The sequence below is a fragment of the Rhodococcus gordoniae genome, assembly GCF_001646655.1.
Classification (GTDB): Bacteria; Actinomycetota; Actinomycetes; order Mycobacteriales; family Mycobacteriaceae; genus Rhodococcus; species Rhodococcus gordoniae.
Genome location: NZ_LPZN01000016.1, coordinates 19,272 through 35,218, shown reverse-complemented (window position 1 = coordinate 35,218; position 15,947 = coordinate 19,272). Strand labels below are relative to the sequence as shown.

Here is a 15,947-nt window from a genome sequence, read left to right as displayed (position 1 = left end):
TTCAGTGGTGGTATTCGCCGCAGTTGACGTCGAGGCACTGGCCGGTGATCGCCGACGCCATCGGCGAGGCCAGGAAGATCACCGCATCCGCGATCTCCTCGGTGGTCGGGAGACGCTTCAGATCGGAGGCGGCGGCGGTGTGCTCGTAGATCTGTTCGACGGTGGTACCGTATTTGTCCGCCTGGTGTTCGAAGTACCCTTGCAGGATCGGACCCCAGATATAGCCCGGCGCAACAGAGTTCACCCGGATGCCCTGGACTCCGAGTTCGGTCGCGAGGGATCGGGACATCGCCAGCAGTGCCGACTTCGCGAGTTTGTAACTGCCGTAACGTTCCTGGGAGTGCCGCAGCACCATCGAATTGATGTTGATCACCGCACCGGCCGATTCGGCGAGGGCGGGGGCGAACAACTGGGTGAGTCGCAATGCGCCGAGGACGGTGAGCTCCACACTGTCCCGGATCTGCTGGAAATCGGTGCGAGCCAACGGCTTCATCGACGGAACGGAGAAAGCGTTGTTCACGAGCACGTCGGCCCGTCCGAATTCCGAGACCACCCTCTCGACGAGTGCGGCGGCGGATTCGTCGTCGGTGATGTCGGTGGGTACGACCAGTGCCCGGCGGCCCGTGCCCTCGACTTCCGCTGCAACCTTCTCGAGCCGCTCCCGGGTCCGGGCGGCGAGCACCACGTCGGCGCCGTGCTCGGCGCACCGCAGCGCGAGCGTGCGTCCCAGTCCCGGGCCGACCCCGGAGATCACGACGACTCGGTCGCGGAGCAGTCCCGCTGTCGCGCTCATCCGAGCATCCGATCGGCGACGCCCCGCTGGCGGTCCGCGATGCGCTGCGCCCAGGCGTCGGGGGTGATGCGGTTCGACTCGTGGAAGGGCAGGACCTCGGAGAGCCGATCGACCGGCACCACCTCGGCGGTCGGGCCGTCGGCCGCGGTCAGTTCGCGATCGAGGCGCTGCCAGCGGAACTGCAGGATCCCGCGGCTGCGGCCGAGGGTCTCGACCCAGTTCGTCAGTCCCGGATTGCGGGCCGAGACCACGATCCGGACCATCCCGTCGGGATCGACCTGCGCCTGGCTGTTGTTCAGGGAGGTCTGGTGATGGATGTAGTCCAGGGAGATGTACCAGAGGCTGCCGATCTGGAAGCCCAGATAGGGCGCGTCGCTCGCGGGGAGGGTCAGGACCATCGCCTCGTCGTCGCCGAGTTCGTAGTGCCCGACGGACGAGTACTGCGTGTCCAGACCGCCGGGGGTGCGGCGTGGTTCCGTCACCGTGTTCACCGGCAGCTTCAGGTAGAACCACTCGGGGAACTGCAGCCAGGTCTTCACCCGCGAGACCAGCGCGCGACCGGCACGTTCGTAACGGGTGACCACGTCCTGGTGGGTGGGTTCGGGGGCCGGGACGCCGAGGCTGTCGAGCCGGTGGATGCCCAGCGTGCCGCGGCGTTGCGTCCAGTCGCTGTAGACCTCGCGGACGACGAGCTGCGACGAGCCGGGCGCGAGCGGGAAGTAGTTCCGATCCGGGTCGCGGGGGCCGGGACCGAACCGCACCTCGAAGGTGCCGTCGTCGGCGATGGTCAGTGCGCGGTCGTCGAAGGCCGTGACGTTGCCGGGTACCTCGGCGTCCGTGTAGTTGCCGGCCAGCACCTGGAAGCTGAGGTCGCAGGTCGTGCCGCGGCGCCCGGTGACGACGTACTCGGCGTCGTCTCGGATCGACGCGCCCCAGTACAGGGTGTCGGGATTGTCGAGGCCCATCTTCGTGTAGGGGCCGGTGCCGGTGACGAAGACCGGATGGGAGCGGCTGTACGCGAACGTGGCGTGGACGCACGCGGAGATCCCACCGGCCAGATAGCCGTATCCCTCGACGAGGTCCTGCTCGGTGCGGATGTGGGGGGCGGTGGCGACGAGTTTCTCGGCCTCGGCTATCGCCGCGGTGAGCGGATCGGTGAGCACTGCGAACTCCTGTGGTCCAAATATGTACCGCTGCGGTAGTCTTCCGTTGCGCCGAGAGTAGAACGTGTTCCAGGGAGGGTCAATGGGTCGTCGCGAGACCGAGGCGCTCGCGGAGTCGGCTGCCGGGGCGGGGACCGCCCGCCGGTCGCCGCCCACGGAGCGCGTCGTACAGGTCCTCGACCACCTCGTCGCGCGACCCGGCGTCCGGTTCGGATTGTCGGAACTGGCGCGCGAACTCGACCTGAGCAAGCCCACCTGCCTGGGCATCCTCACGGCGCTCACCGACGCCGGTTATCTGATCCGCGACCCCGTCGACAAGACCTACGGGCTCGGGCCGGCGCTGATCGTCGCGGGACGCGCCGCGCAGCGCGGATTCGCGTCCGGGCCGGTCGCGCGCCGGCATCTCGCCGCACTCGTCGAGGAGTTCGGCGTGATGTGCTCCGCGTCGGCGGTCGTCGGCGACCGCATCGCGGTGCTCGACGTCGTCGGTGGGCACGGCACGGCTGCGGCGGCGCGGGTGGGGGAGGTGTATCCCTTCGCACCGCCGGTGGGGTTGATGTACGTGTTGTGGGACACCGACGAGCGCATCGAGCAGTGGCTGCGGCGGGAGCCGACCCTGCCCGTGTCCGTCGACCGCGACGACCTGTGGCGGATCGTCACCGACTGTCGCCGCGCGGGCTATCTCGCCGAATCCCTCACGCCCGGAGGTCGCCGCCTGTATGCGCTCATGGCGGGGGTGGTCTCGCACGACCTGGCACCCGAGATGCGGGAGATGCTGGCGGAACTCGTGACCAGTCCCGGTGAGCGCGTGCTGACGCCCGACGCCTTCGCCGCGGGGGAGAAGCGGGCGGTCAACCTCGTGGCGGCCCCCGCCTACGATCCGGACGGTCACCAGTCGCTCGTGCTCACACTCCACCTCGAGCGGGAGGTGGACGCCGCCGGGATCGAGCGGTGCGGCGCGGCGCTGGTGGCGGTCGCCGATGCGATCACCGTCGATCTCGGTGGACGCCGGCCGGGGCGCTGACGGACGGTCACCGCGGTCACCCGTTGACCTGGAATTGAAACTCGTTCTACTGTTGCGGGGTAATCTTCGACCGCGTCGGTACACATGTGTACCGCACCGGGTGAGAGGGGCGCGAGTGACCACGGTGCCGCCGCAACGACCACCGATCTACGAACTGCCGCTGCTCGGTGCGCTCGAGGCCGAGTCCGTGCACATCTTCCGCGAGGTCGCCGCGACCTTCTCGCGGCCCGTCCTGCTGTTCTCCGGCGGTAAGGACTCCGCGGTGATGCTGCACGTGGCCACCAAGGCGTTCTGGCCCGCGCCGCTTCCGTTCCCCGTGTTGCACATCGACACCGGACACAACTTCGACGAGGTGATCGACTTCCGCGACCACACCGTCGAACGCCTCGGGCTCCGGCTGATCGTCGCCTCGGTGCAGGACGACCTCGACGCCGGGCGTGCCGTCGAGGACGACGGGCCGCACGCCACCCGCAACCGGCTGCAGACCGGTACCCTCCTGCGCGCTCTGCGGGAAGGGGGATTCGACGCCGTCTTCGGTGGCGCCCGTCGCGACGAGGAGAAGGCTCGCGCCAAGGAACGAATCTTCAGCCTGCGCGACGAATTCGGGCAGTGGGACCCGAAGGCACAGCGCCCCGAACTGTGGCACCTGTACAACGGCCGGCACCGCCGCGGCGAGCACATGCGGGTCTTCCCGCTGTCCAACTGGACCGAACTCGACATCTGGCGCTACATCCGCGACGAGGGCGTCGAGCTCCCCTCCCTGTACTACGCCCACCGGCGTTCCGTCGTCGAACGTGACGGAATGCTGCTCGCGCACAACCCGTTTCTCACCCTGCACGGCGGAGAGGTGCCGCGCGAAAGTCTCGTGCGCTTCCGCACGGTCGGCGACGCGACGTGTACCGGCTGCGTCGAATCTGCCGCCGCCACCGCGGACGAGGTGGTCGCCGAGGTCGCCGCGAGCCGTGTCACCGAGCGCGGCGCTACCCGGGCGGACGACCGGATCTCCGACGCCGGAATGGAAGACCGCAAAAAGGAAGGATATTTCTGATGTCCCGCCTCCTGCGCATCGCGACCGCCGGCAGCGTCGACGACGGCAAGTCCACGCTCATCGGCCGGCTGTTGTTCGACTCGAAGGCGGTCTTCGAGGACCAGCTCGAGGCGGTGACCCGCACGAGCCTCGACCGCGGGTCCGACCGCGCCGACCTCGCGCTGCTCACCGACGGCCTGCGCGCCGAACGTGAGCAGGGCATCACGATCGACGTCGCCTATCGTTATTTCGCTACGGCGCACAGAACATTCGTCATCGCCGACACTCCCGGTCACGAGCAGTACACGCGCAACATGGTCACCGGGGCGTCCACCGCCGACCTGGCGCTCGTCCTCGTCGACGCCCGCAAGGGCATCGTCGAACAGACCCGCCGGCACGCCTTCCTCGCGTCGCTGCTCGGGGTGCGGCACGTGGTGCTGTGCATCAACAAGATGGACCTGGTGGACTGGTCACAGTGCCGCTTCGACGAGATCTGCGACGAATTCCGGAATTTCGCGGCGAAACTCGACATGCCCGACCTCGCCTTCGTTCCCGTCTCCGCGCTGCACGGCGACAACGTCGTCTCCCGCACCGCGAACATGCCGTGGTACGAGGGCACTTCGCTGCTGCACCATCTCGAACAGGTGCACATCGCCTCGGACGTCAACCTCATCGACGCGCGACTGCCCGTGCAGTACGTCATCCGGCCCGGCGAGGGTGAGCACCGCGACTTCCGCGGCTACGCCGGAACGGTCGCGGCCGGCGGATTCGCGCCCGGCGACGACGTGGTCGTTCTCCCTTCCGGTTTCGGAACGCGGGTGCGGACGTTGTGGGGGCCGGGTGGAACGGAACTCGAGCACGCCTTCGCCGGTGCGGCGGTGTGCGTCGAACTCGAGGACGACCTCGACGTCGGACGCGGCGACATGCTGTGCCGACCCAACAATCGTCCTCTCGTCGGGCACGAGATCGACGCCATGGTGTGCTGGTTCGACGAACGCTCCGCACTCGACCCCGACGCCCGCTACGCCCTCCTGCACACCACGCGCTCGACCACCGCGCGGGTGGCACGCCTGGACTACCGTCTCGACGTCAACACCCTGCACCGCGACGAGGCCGCGACGACGCTCGGTCTCAACGAGATCGGCCGCGTGCACCTGCGCACACAACAGCCGCTGCTGTTCGATCCCTATCGGCGCAACCGCACCACCGGAAGCTTCGTGCTCGTCGACGAACGCACCGGCAACACCGTCGCGGCCGGAATGATCACCGGGCCGACACTGGCGGACAGCCGGGTGGTCTGGCACTCGGCGGCGGTCTCGCGGGCCGAGCGGGGAAGGGCCGGGACGACGGTGTGGCTCACCGGGCTGTCCGCCTCCGGCAAGTCCACCCTCGCCGTCGAACTCGAACGACGGCTGCTCGCCGAGGGCATCCCCGCCTACCGCCTCGACGGCGACAACCTCAGGCACGGACTCAACGCCGATCTCGGATTCGGTCCGGAGGACCGCGCGGAGAACGTCCGCCGCGTCGGCGCGGTCGCACACTTGATGGCCGACGCCGGACTCGTCGCGATCTGCGCGCTCATCAGTCCCTACCGACAGGACCGCGACCGCATCCGCCGGCAACACGAGGAGGCCGGGATCCGCTTTGTCGAGGTCTTCGTCGATACTCCGCTCGCCGACTGCGAGGCCCGCGATCCGAAAGGCATGTACGCGCGGGCACGGGCCGGTGAGATCACCGGCTTCACCGGCGTCGACGATCCCTACGAACCACCGTCCGATCCCGACCTGGTCGTGCGCCCCCACGACGGCACGCCTGCCGTGCAGGCCGGCCTTGTCGTGGAATTGTTGAGAACATGACGCACGACAACGGTGACACGGCCCGGCTCGCGGCCGAGGGTGACACGGCCCGGCTCGCGGCCGAGGGTGACACGGCCCGGCTCGCAGCCGAGGGCGACACGGCCCGGCTCGCAGCCGAGGGCGACGACGCCCGACTCGCAGCCGAGACGGCCTCCGGCGCAGGTGAACTGCTGCTCACGGTCCGTGCCATCGAATCGGATGCTCTCACCGGGCGCGAGCTGGGCCGGCGCGGCGACCACGCCGCCAACACGTACATCCTCGAACGGCTGGCGGCCGCACGACCCGGTGACGCGGTGCTCTCGGAGGAATCCGCGGACGATCCGGCCCGGGTCGGCGCAGACCGCGTCTGGATCATCGACCCCCTCGACGGGTCGAAGGAGTACGGGATGCCCGACCACGTCGACTGGGCGGTCCACATCGCGCTCTGGGAGGCAGGACGAGGACTCACCGCCGCCGCGGTCGCGCAACCGGCGATCGGCGTCGTTCACAGCACCGCCGATCCGGTTCCGGCACCGCAACCGGCCCGGCGCCGCCCCCGCATCGTCATCAGCGGGAGCAGGCCGCCCGCCTTCGTGTTCGATCTGGCCCGCGATCTCGGTGCCGATCTGATCCGGATGGGTTCGGCCGGTGCCAAGGCGATGGCGGTGGTGCGCGGGGAGGCCGACGCCTACATCCACGCCGGCGGTCAGTGGGAGTGGGATTCGGCGGCGCCGGTCGCGGTCGCGCGTGCCGCGGGTCTGCACTGCGCCCGGATCGACGGCAGCGAACTCGAATACAACCGGCCGCATCCGTATCTGCCCGACCTGGTGATCTGCCGTGCCGATTGGGCACCGGACGTGATGTCCGCGCTGGCCGTGTACGCCACGGGACCGACCGACAGCCCCCGCGTCGCGATGGCACGCGCGTACATCCGGTCCCTGGTCAGCCACGACGCGTCTCATGTGCGGCTCGCCGAGGACGCCTGGCGGGTCGAGAACGGGGAGCGCACCGGCGACAGCGGCATCGAGATCCGCGATCGCCTCGAGAACGGCCCCGAGTACCGGCCCATCCGCCGCATCCGCGACCTGCAGTTCCGTGAATGGCACCACAGCGTCGTCGCGCGGTTCGTCCTGGACATCGCAGCGGGTCCGAGCGCCGAGACATCGGTCGTGGTGACGGAGCACTTCGACATCCCGGCGGGGGAGATCAGGTCGATCGTCGCGATCATCGAGCCCGTGCAGGGTAATAGTTGAAGTCATTGTTGTAGCTTTCGAACGAAAGTAACCATGATCGAGAGGCATCACCATGGCCGAAGCGCGTGATATCGGGGACGGCATCCATGTCGTCCCTGTCCCGGTGGGGGACCTGCCCGTCGGCGATACTCAGGTCTACGTGATGGAATCCCCACGCGGCGTCGTCCTCGTCGACGTCGGCTGGAACGACGACCGGTCGTGGGCGGCGTTGCAGAACGGCCTGGCCACGGCGGGTCTGTCGGTCACCGACGTCGAAGGAGTGGTCGTCACCCATTTCCACCCCGATCATGTCGGTCTGACCGGGCGGATCCAGGAAGCCTCCGGATGCTGGGTGGCGATGAACGAGGCCGACTTCGCCCACCTCGAAGTCATGCTCTCCGATGTCGATCGACGTCCCCGGGAGGCCGAACTGCTGCGCCGCGCCGGAGCGCCGGAGGATGCGATCGACGAAGTGCTCACCACCGCCGTGCCGGCCGTCGGTCGTCCCGACGTGCTCCCCGACCGCAAACTCGGCGCCGACGAGACGATCCCGCTGTCGGGGCGTTCCCTGCGCACCGTGCTCACCCCGGGTCACACGCCCGGCCACGCCTGTTTCCTTCTCGAAGAACACGGTGTGCTGTTCACCGGCGACCACGTCCTGGCCACCACGACTCCGCATGTCGGAGAGTTCGATTTTCCCCTGCCGCAACGTGATGCGCTCGGCGAGTACTTCGACTCACTGCGCGCGGTCGCGGATCTGCCCGTGCGACGAGCTCTTCCCGCACACCGACAGCAGATCGACGACCTGCCGCATCGCGCGGGCGAACTGATCGCCCACCACGACCGGCGCCTCGACGATCTCTACGACGCGTTCGGCGACGAGGAACTCACCTTGTGGGAGGCCACCGCTCGCATGCGCTGGTACCGGCCGTGGACCGAGACTCCCGTGCACGGTAAGAGGATGGCGCTCGCGGAAGGGTCTGCGCACGTGCGCCAGCTCATCGAACGAGGACGGGTCCGTCGCGTGCCGGGCACCGAACCTGCCCGCTTCGCGCGTATCGCGGTGAACGAATGAGGCCCGACGAGATCGTCACCGACTTCTGCCGGCGGTGGGCCGATCCCGACCCGGCCGAGCTCGCGGCCTTCTTCACCGACGATGCTGTCTTCCACAACATCCCGATGGAACCGATCCGCGGCCGCGCGGCGATCGAGGAGTACATCGCGGGTTTCGTGACGTCCTTCGGTGCCATCGACTACCGCATCCACCACCAGGCGGTCTCCGGCACCGTCGTGCTCAACGAACGCACCGACGTGTTCACCATGAACGGCCGGACGATCGAACTTCCCGTCACGGGCGTGTTCGAGATCGTCGACGGGAAGATCGCGGCCTGCCGGGACTACTTCGACCCCACGTCGTTCACCGGCACCTGACCGACACCGGACACCGAACCGACCGGACGAACACCGAAGGCCCCGCTTCGTGAGAAGCGGGGCCTTCGTGGTGCCCTCGGCAGGATTCGAACCTGCGACTTCTTGCTCCGGAGGCAAGCGCTCTATCCCCTGAGCTACGAGGGCATCCGGACCACCGGATGACCGGAGGCGCGGGAGTTAGCCTAGCGCATCGAGCGCTCAACTCCACATCGCCAGGTCAGAGCCGGTTCTCGGCCCGAAATCGGGGGTCGGCCCGAGCGAATGGCTCAGTTCGGAGGCAGGGCTTCGGCGCCGCGCTCGGCGAGCAGAGACCTCATCAGATCCGATTCTCCCTGCTGCGTTGCGACCATGGTGCCCGCCAGGTTGCGGACCGCCGAGGTGCTCGCGTACTGCTCGCCGTACTCCATCATCGGCAGGCCACCCTCGTGATGGCGCAGCATCAGCTGGAGGAAGAGCACGTCCAGGGCGGGACCACGAGCGGCTCGGAGATTCGCGAGATCCTCGGAGGTCGCCATACCCGGCATCAGATGTGAACCACCGGAATCCGCGGAGTTCGCGGTCGTGCCGTGATCACCGTGGCCGTGACCCGGTTCGGTCATCCACGCCATGTAGTCACCTGCCGGCAGCGCCGGCTGTCCCCACAGCGACAACCAGCCCTGCATCCGACCGATCTGGTTCTGCTGGGTGGTGAGGATGTCGTACGCGAGGTTGCGGATCCGATCGTCCTCCGAATTGGAGACCACGACGGCGGCCATCTCGACGGCCTGGTCGTGGTGCACGATCATGTCCTGCGCGAATCCGACATCGACCGAGCCTGCGCCCGGCGCGGCCGGGGCGGAATCCTCGAACGGGATCCGGGACAGGAACCCCGCGAGGAAGCCGACCGCGACCGCGGTGGCGGTGAGCAGCACCAGCAGCAGCCGGTTGTGCCCACCGCGCTCGGAGGTGGAGATGGTGGGGGAGGTTTCGCTCATCGTCAGCTCCCGGCCGGTGCCTGCTGCATGTCGCCGATGGATTCCCCGTTCATCGGCACCGCGTCGGGGCCGGGCTCGGAGGCGTCGAAGGGCGGCGGGTTCGCCGGATCGAACGAGCCGGGGATCGTCGAGCAGCTCGCACCCACCTCGGGATAGGTGTACTGGTTCAGGCGCAGCGCACTGATGAACTGGTCGATGCGTTCGTCGTCGACGCTGTCGACCTCGAGCCGGTGACCCCACGACTGCAGTGAGACGGGAGCCTCGAGTCCCGGATAGGGTGACATCACCATGTAGGTGCGGCCGTCGACCTTCGCGCGGAGCGTGTCGACCCCGGCGTCGTCGAGCAGATCGGGGTTGTAGGCCACCCACACCGCACCGTGCTCGAGCGAATGCACCATGTTCTCGTTCCGCACCGGCTGCTCGTACACCGTTCCGGTGCAGGTCGCCCAGACGGAGTCGTGAGGGCCACCGAACGGCGGCGACTGGTCGTAGGCGACACGCTGGTTCGCTGCGACGTGCACACCGGCGGGGTACTCGAGCTTCAGGACACCCTCGATGTCGTCCGACGGATCCTGGTTGGACTCCGACGGCGTCCACGCCGACAGCTCCTGCTGGTTCTGATACTTGGGGATCAGGCTCACAGCGATCACGGCGACCAGGACGACGACCAGGGCCACGCCGCCGATCGTGAGCCACGGGATCTGGCGCCGGGAGGGGACCCCGCGAGCGCCGCCGCTCTTCTTCTTGGCGGCCTGGATGGCCTTCGACGACTTGGCTCCGGTCTTCTTGTTACCGGAGCCGCCACTAACCGAACCGCTGGGCATCGCTGTGTGCTCTTTCGACGGGGTGGACAGGCGGACGCGCGCCCATCGGGCGCACAAACACCCACAACTTTACGGGCGTGCCCGCGCGCGGCGGTGGGAGCTGCCGGTAGGGGGAGCGTCGGCGCCACGATCGACCAGCCAATAGGATGGATACCTGTGACTCCCTCCGACCTTGCTCAGCTGCTCCGCGGAACCGCCGCCGGTGTCCTCACCGACCGTGGTCTCGACGCGTCCGTTCTTCCCGAGACCCTCACCGTCGAGCGCCCGCGCAACCCGGAGCACGGCGATTATGCGACCAACGTCGCGATGCAGGTCGCGAAGAAGGTCGGTGCCGATCCCCGCGCACTCGCCACCTGGCTCGCCGAGGCCCTGACCGCTGCCGAGGGCATCGACTCGGCCGAGGTCGCAGGTCCCGGCTTCCTGAACATCCGGCTCGCCGCCGACGCCCAGGGAGCGATCGTGGCGAAGGTGCTCGCCGAGGGCGACGCCTACGGCAACGGCACCGATCTCGCGAACACGAGGATCAACCTCGAGTTCGTCTCCGCCAACCCCACCGGTCCGATCCACCTCGGTGGCACCCGCTGGGCCGCGGTCGGCGATGCGCTCGGACGCATCCTCACCGCTCAGGGCGGTGAGGTCACCCGCGAGTACTACTTCAACGACCACGGCGCGCAGATCGACCGCTTCACCCGGTCGCTCATCGCCTCCGCGCTCGGACAGCCCGCCCCCGAGGACGGCTACGCCGGCGCCTACATCGTCGACATCGCCTCCTCCGTGCTCGAGCAGCGCCCCGACGCTCTCGAACTCCCCGAGGACGAGCGGAACGAGACGTTCCGCTCGATCGGCGTGGAGCTGATGTTCGCGCACATCACGCGCACCCTCCACGAGTTCGGTGTCGACTTCGACGTGTACTTCCACGAGAACTCCCTCTTCGAGAGCGGAGCCGTCGAGAAGGCCGTCGAGACCCTGAAGGCGTCCGGCAATCTGTACTTCGAAGACGGCGCCTGGTGGCTCAAGAGCACCGACTACGGCGACGACAAGGACCGCGTCGTCATCAAATCCGACGGCAACGCCGCCTACATCGCCGGCGACATCGCCTACTTCCAGGACAAGCGCTCGCGCGGCTTCGACCTGTGCATCTACATGCTCGGAGCCGACCACCACGGATATATCGCGCGCCTGAAGGCCGCCGCAGCGGCGTTCGGCGACGATCCCGACACCGTCGAGGTGATGATCGGCCAGATGGTCAACCTCGTCCGCGGCGGCGAGGCCGTGAAGATGAGCAAGCGGGCCGGTACCGTGATCACCCTCGACGACCTCGTCGAGGCGATCGGCGTCGACGCCGCGCGCTACTCGCTCGTGAGGTCCTCGGTCGACCAGAGCATCGACATCGATCTCGAACTGTGGGCGAGCACCACGAACGAGAACCCGGTCTACTACGTGCAGTACGCCCACGCGCGACTGTCGTCGATCGCGCGCAACGCCGCCGATCTCGGTCTGAGCACCGAGGGCGCCGACTTCTCGCTGCTCACCCATGAGCGCGAGGGCGACCTGATCCGCACCCTCGGCGAGTACCCCCGGGTGCTCGCGAAGGCGGCCGAACTGCGCGAACCGCACCGCGTCGCCCGCTACCTCGAGGAACTCGCGGGCACTTACCACCGCTTCTACGACGCCTGCCGGATCCTGCCGCAGGGCGACGAGGAGGCCGGCCCGCTGCACACCGCGCGACTCGCGCTGTGCGCGGCCGCACGGCAGGTCCTCGCCAACGGCCTCGGCCTGCTCGGCGTCGGCGCTCCGGAGCGGATGTGAACGCGCACCCCGCGGGACCGCGTCACGCCCAGATCCCGCACGCCCCGAACCTGCCCGACCGTCCGGCCGACACCGCGGCGCTCAACACGCTGGCCCCGCACGTGTGGCCCCGCAACGCCGCGCGCGGCGAGGACGGCGTCATGCGCATCGCCGGTATCCCGGTGACCGAGCTCGCCGAGAAGTACGGCACGCCGCTGTTCGTCGTCGACGAGGACGACTTCCGCTCCCGCTGCCGGGAGATCGCGGAAGCCTTCGGTCCGACGGCGAAGGTGCACTACGCGTCGAAGGCGTTCCTGTGCAGCGAGATCGCGCGGTGGGTCCACCAGGAGGGACTCTCGCTCGACGTCGCGTCCGGCGGTGAGCTCGCCGTCGCCCTGCACGCCGGCTTCCCCGCCGAGAAGATCGCGATGCACGGCAACAACAAGTCCGTCCGCGAACTGCAGGCCGCCGTGAGCGCCGGGGTCGGGCACATCGTGCTCGACTCGCTCGCCGAGATCGACCGGCTCGATGCGGTCGCCGGTGAGGCCGGTGTCGTCCAGGACGTGCTGATCCGGGTGACCGTGGGCGTCGAGGCCCACACCCACGAGTTCATCTCCACCGCGCACGAGGACCAGAAGTTCGGGCTCTCACTCGCCGGTGGCCATGCCATGCAGGCCGTGCGCCGGGTCTTCGGCGCCGACAACCTCCGACTCGTCGGCCTGCACAGCCACATCGGCTCGCAGATCTTCGACGTCGACGGCTTCGAACTCGCCGCGCACCGCGTCATCGGTCTGCTGCGCGACATCGTCGCCGAGTTCGGTGTCGACAAGACCGCGCAGATGAGCATCGTCGACCTCGGCGGTGGCCTGGGCATCTCGTACGTGCCGAGCGACGATCCGCCGCCGGTCGCCGATCTCGCCGCCAAGCTGGGCGACATCGTCCGGAACGAGTCCGCACTCGCCGGGCTCCCGGCTCCGACCCTCGCGGTCGAACCCGGGCGGGCCATCGCCGGACCGGGCACCGTCACCCTCTACGAGGTGGGAACCCTCAAGGACGTCGAGGTCGGCTCCGGACACGTCCGCCGCTACATCAGCGTCGACGGCGGCATGAGCGACAACATCCGCACATCGCTGTACCAGGCGGAGTACGAATCGCGCCTCGTCTCCCGCGTGAGCGAGGCCGAACCGGTGGTCTCGCGGGTCGTCGGCAAGCACTGCGAGAGCGGCGACATCGTCATCCGCGACGCCTGGATGCCCGCCGACGTCGCACCCGGTGATTTACTGGCGGTCGCGGCGACGGGTGCATACTGCTACTCGATGTCGAGCAGGTACAACCTGCTGCCTCGCCCCGCCGTCGTGGCGGTCAAGGACGGTGTCTCGCGCGTTCTGCTGCGCCGCGAGACCGTGGAAGATCTGCTCAACTTGGAGGTTTCGGAGTGACCAGTGCAACGGCGACCGATGCTTCGGGCCGGCGTCCGGTGGGTGTGGCGGTTCTCGGGCACGGCACCGTCGGTGCCGAGGTCGCGCGGATCATCCGCGAGGACGCCGCGGATCTCGAGGCGCGCATCGGTGCGCCCCTCGAGTTGCGGGGGGTCGCGGTCCGCGACGTCTCCCGCGACAGGGGACTTCCCGCGGAGTTGCTCACGACGAACGCCGAGGCGCTGATCCGTCGTGACGACGTCGACATCGTCGTCGAGCTCATCGGTGGCATCGAACTGCCCCGCAAGCTCGTGCGTACGGCGCTCGACGCAGGCAAGTCCGTCGTCACCGCGAACAAGGCGCTGCTCGCCGCCTACACCGGTGAACTGGCCGAGGCCGCAGAGTCCCGCAACGTCGACCTGTACTTCGAGGCCTCTGTGGCCGGCGCGATTCCGGTGATCCGCCCGCTCACCCAGTCGCTCGCGGGCGACAAGGTCAACCGGGTCGTCGGCATCGTCAACGGCACCACGAACTACATCCTTTCGGCCATGGACGAGACGGGCGCCGACTACGACGAGACGCTCGCCGAGGCGAGTCGCCTCGGGTACGCCGAAGCCGATCCCACCGCCGACGTCGAAGGCTTCGACGCCGCCTCCAAGGCGGCGATCCTCGCGTCGATCGCCTTCCACACCCGTGTGACGGCGGCCGACGTCTACCGCGAGGGCATCTCCTCGATCACCGCCGCCGATCTCACCTCGGCGCGTGCGCTCAACTGCACGATCAAGTTGCTCGCGCTGTGCGAGCGCGTCCCGTCCGCCGACGGCAAGGACCGTGTGTCCGCCCGCGTCTACCCGGCGCTCGTGCCCCGCGAGCATCCGCTGGCTTCGGTCAACGGCGCGTTCAACGCCGTCGTCGTCGAAGCGGAATCCTCGGGCCGGCTCATGTTCTACGGCCAGGGTGCAGGTGGCGCCCCCACCGCCTCCGCGGTGATGGGCGACCTCGTGATGGCCGCCCGCAACCGGGTTCAGGGTGGGCGTGGTCCGCGCGAGTCGAAGTATGCGCAACTGGAGATCGCACCCATGAGCGACATCCTCACGCGCTACTACGTCAACCTCAAGGTCGCCGATCGCGCCGGTGTGCTCTCGGCGGTCGCCGCCGAGTTCGCCACGCGGGACGTGAGCATCGCAGCGGTCCGCCAGGAAGGCGCCGGCGACGCTGCCCGTCTGGTGGTACTCACCCACCAGGCCACCGACCGTGCGCTGGCGGATACCGTCGCAGCGCTCGACAAACTCGAATCCGTGATCGCTGTGACCAGCGTCCTGAGACTGGAGGGATCCGCCGAATGAGCGCGGCCGAGAAGAACACCACCCCCGTGCACACGCCGTGGCCGGGCCTGATCGAGGCGTACCGTTCGCGCCTGCCGATCGGTGACGACTGGAAGACGGTCACGCTGCGTGAGGGTGGCACGCCGCTGCTCCCGGCTCCGCGCCTGTCGGAGATCACCGGCTGCGAGGTCCACGTCAAGGTCGAGGGTCTCAACCCCACCGGTTCGTTCAAGGACCGCGGTATGACCATGGCGGTCACCGAGGCTCTCGCGACCGGCAAGCAGGCCGTGCTGTGCGCGTCCACCGGCAACACCTCTGCCTCGGCCGCCGCCTACGCCGCACGCGCCGGCATCGGCTGCGCGGTGCTCGTGCCGCAGGGCAAGATCGCGATGGGCAAGCTCGCCCAGGCCGTCATGCACGGCGCGAAGATCGTGCAGGTCGAGGGCAACTTCGACGACTGCCTCGAGCTGGCACGCAAGACCACCGCGGAGTTCTCCACCATCGGGCTGGTCAACTCCGTGAACCCGGTGCGCATCGAGGGCCAGAAGACCGCGGCCTTCGAGATCGTCGACGCGCTCGGCGACGCGCCCGACGTGCACGTGCTGCCCGTGGGCAACGCCGGCAACATCACCGCCTACTGGAAGGGCTACAGCGAGTACGCCGCCGACGGCCTCGGCACGCGCCGCCCGCGCATGCTCGGCGTCCAGGCCGCCGGTGCCGCACCGCTCGTCCTCGGCCATCCGGTGAAGGATCCCGAGACCATCGCGACCGCCATCCGCATCGGTGCTCCCGCATCGTGGAACGGCGCGGTGGCCGCCAAGGAGGAATCGAACGGCGCGTTCCGCGCGGCGACCGACGAGGAGATCCTCGAGGCGTACCGGCTGCTCGCGAAGTCCGAGTCGATCTTCGTCGAGCCGGCGTCGGCCGCGTCCATCGCCGGTCTGCTCGCGGCGAGCAAGGAAGGCTGGCTCGAACGCGGCCTGAAGGTCGTGTGCACCGTGACCGGCAACGGCCTCAAGGACCCCGACACGGCCCTGCGCGATGTGCCCGTGGTCGAGCCGATCCCGGTCGACCCGGTCGCGGTCGCCTCCGCGCTCGAGTTGGCCTGAGTTG

The 15,947-nt window shown here is 68.8% G+C and carries 14 protein-coding genes and 1 tRNA gene; 10 read left to right on the top strand and 5 right to left on the bottom strand.

Features of this window, described 5'->3' with window-relative positions; genetic code table 11:
- Position 1: 1 nt before the first annotated feature.
- Positions 2–793, bottom strand: a complete 792-nt coding sequence (locus A8G18_RS09050) for an SDR family oxidoreductase (protein WP_064063608.1) — start codon at positions 791–793, stop codon at positions 2–4.
- Positions 790–1,956 carry a hypothetical protein gene (locus A8G18_RS09045; protein WP_064063607.1) on the bottom strand — a complete coding sequence of 389 codons (1,167 nt, stop codon included), beginning with the start codon at positions 1,954–1,956 and terminating at the stop codon, positions 790–792. The genes A8G18_RS09050 and A8G18_RS09045 overlap by 4 nt, the downstream gene beginning before the upstream one ends.
- 82 nt (positions 1,957–2,038) lie before the next feature.
- Between A8G18_RS09045 and A8G18_RS09040 the strand changes: the two genes are divergently transcribed.
- The 6 genes from A8G18_RS09040 to A8G18_RS09015 all read left to right on the top strand — a co-directional run bounded on the left by A8G18_RS09040 (position 2,039) and on the right by A8G18_RS09015 (position 8,505).
- On the top strand, positions 2,039–2,980 hold the full coding sequence (locus A8G18_RS09040) for an IclR family transcriptional regulator (protein ID WP_064063606.1): 942 nt from the start codon (positions 2,039–2,041) through the stop codon (positions 2,978–2,980).
- A 115-nt stretch (positions 2,981–3,095) separates the two neighbouring features.
- Positions 3,096–4,028 carry a sulfate adenylyltransferase subunit CysD gene (cysD, locus tag A8G18_RS09035; protein ID WP_064063605.1) on the top strand — a complete coding sequence of 311 codons (933 nt, stop codon included), beginning with the start codon at positions 3,096–3,098 and terminating at the stop codon, positions 4,026–4,028.
- Positions 4,028–5,863, top strand: a complete 1,836-nt coding sequence (cysC, locus tag A8G18_RS09030) for an adenylyl-sulfate kinase (protein ID WP_064063604.1) — start codon at positions 4,028–4,030, stop codon at positions 5,861–5,863. Before cysD ends, cysC begins: the two co-directional genes overlap by 1 nt.
- Positions 5,860–7,095 carry a 3'(2'),5'-bisphosphate nucleotidase CysQ gene (locus A8G18_RS09025; RefSeq protein ID WP_084421631.1) on the top strand — a complete coding sequence of 412 codons (1,236 nt, stop codon included), beginning with the start codon at positions 5,860–5,862 and terminating at the stop codon, positions 7,093–7,095. The genes cysC and A8G18_RS09025 overlap by 4 nt, the downstream gene beginning before the upstream one ends.
- A gap of 52 nt (positions 7,096–7,147) precedes the next feature.
- Positions 7,148–8,149 (top strand): MBL fold metallo-hydrolase, encoded by a 1,002-nt coding sequence (locus tag A8G18_RS09020; protein WP_064063603.1) that lies wholly within the window; start codon positions 7,148–7,150, stop codon positions 8,147–8,149.
- Entirely contained in the window at positions 8,146–8,505 is a 360-nt protein-coding gene (locus A8G18_RS09015; protein WP_064063602.1) for a nuclear transport factor 2 family protein, read from the top strand. The genes A8G18_RS09020 and A8G18_RS09015 overlap by 4 nt, the downstream gene beginning before the upstream one ends.
- 68 nt (positions 8,506–8,573) lie before the next feature.
- On the opposite strand, the gene A8G18_RS09010 is transcribed toward A8G18_RS09015, so the two are convergent.
- The 3 genes from A8G18_RS09010 to A8G18_RS09000 form a co-directional block, all read right to left on the bottom strand.
- Positions 8,574–8,649, bottom strand: a tRNA-Arg gene (locus A8G18_RS09010).
- Positions 8,650–8,771: 122 nt separating this feature from the next.
- Positions 8,772–9,479, bottom strand: coding sequence for a DUF305 domain-containing protein (locus A8G18_RS09005; RefSeq protein WP_064063601.1), 708 nt, complete (start codon positions 9,477–9,479; stop codon positions 8,772–8,774).
- 2 nt (positions 9,480–9,481) lie between these two features.
- Positions 9,482–10,303, bottom strand: a complete 822-nt coding sequence (locus A8G18_RS09000) for a thioredoxin-like domain-containing protein (protein WP_064063600.1) — start codon at positions 10,301–10,303, stop codon at positions 9,482–9,484.
- Positions 10,304–10,459: 156 nt separating this feature from the next.
- Between A8G18_RS09000 and argS the strand changes: the two genes are divergently transcribed.
- The 4 genes from argS to thrC are packed head-to-tail and all read left to right on the top strand — an operon-like array spanning position 10,460 to position 15,943.
- Positions 10,460–12,112, top strand: coding sequence for an arginine--tRNA ligase (gene argS, locus A8G18_RS08995; protein ID WP_064063599.1), 1,653 nt, complete (start codon positions 10,460–10,462; stop codon positions 12,110–12,112).
- Complete coding sequence (gene lysA / locus A8G18_RS08990; protein ID WP_064063598.1) at positions 12,109–13,530, top strand: diaminopimelate decarboxylase; 1,422 nt, start codon at positions 12,109–12,111, stop codon at positions 13,528–13,530. The genes argS and lysA overlap by 4 nt, the downstream gene beginning before the upstream one ends.
- Positions 13,531–13,568: 38 nt before the next feature.
- The gene (locus tag A8G18_RS08985) at positions 13,569–14,855 is read left to right on the top strand and encodes a homoserine dehydrogenase (protein WP_016933588.1); all 1,287 of its coding nucleotides are present in this window, start codon (positions 13,569–13,571) and stop codon (positions 14,853–14,855) included.
- A complete protein-coding gene (thrC, locus tag A8G18_RS08980) occupies positions 14,852–15,943 on the top strand; it encodes a threonine synthase (protein WP_064063597.1) in 1,092 nt (363 codons plus the stop codon). The genes A8G18_RS08985 and thrC overlap by 4 nt, the downstream gene beginning before the upstream one ends.
- Positions 15,944–15,947 lie beyond the last annotated feature (4 nt).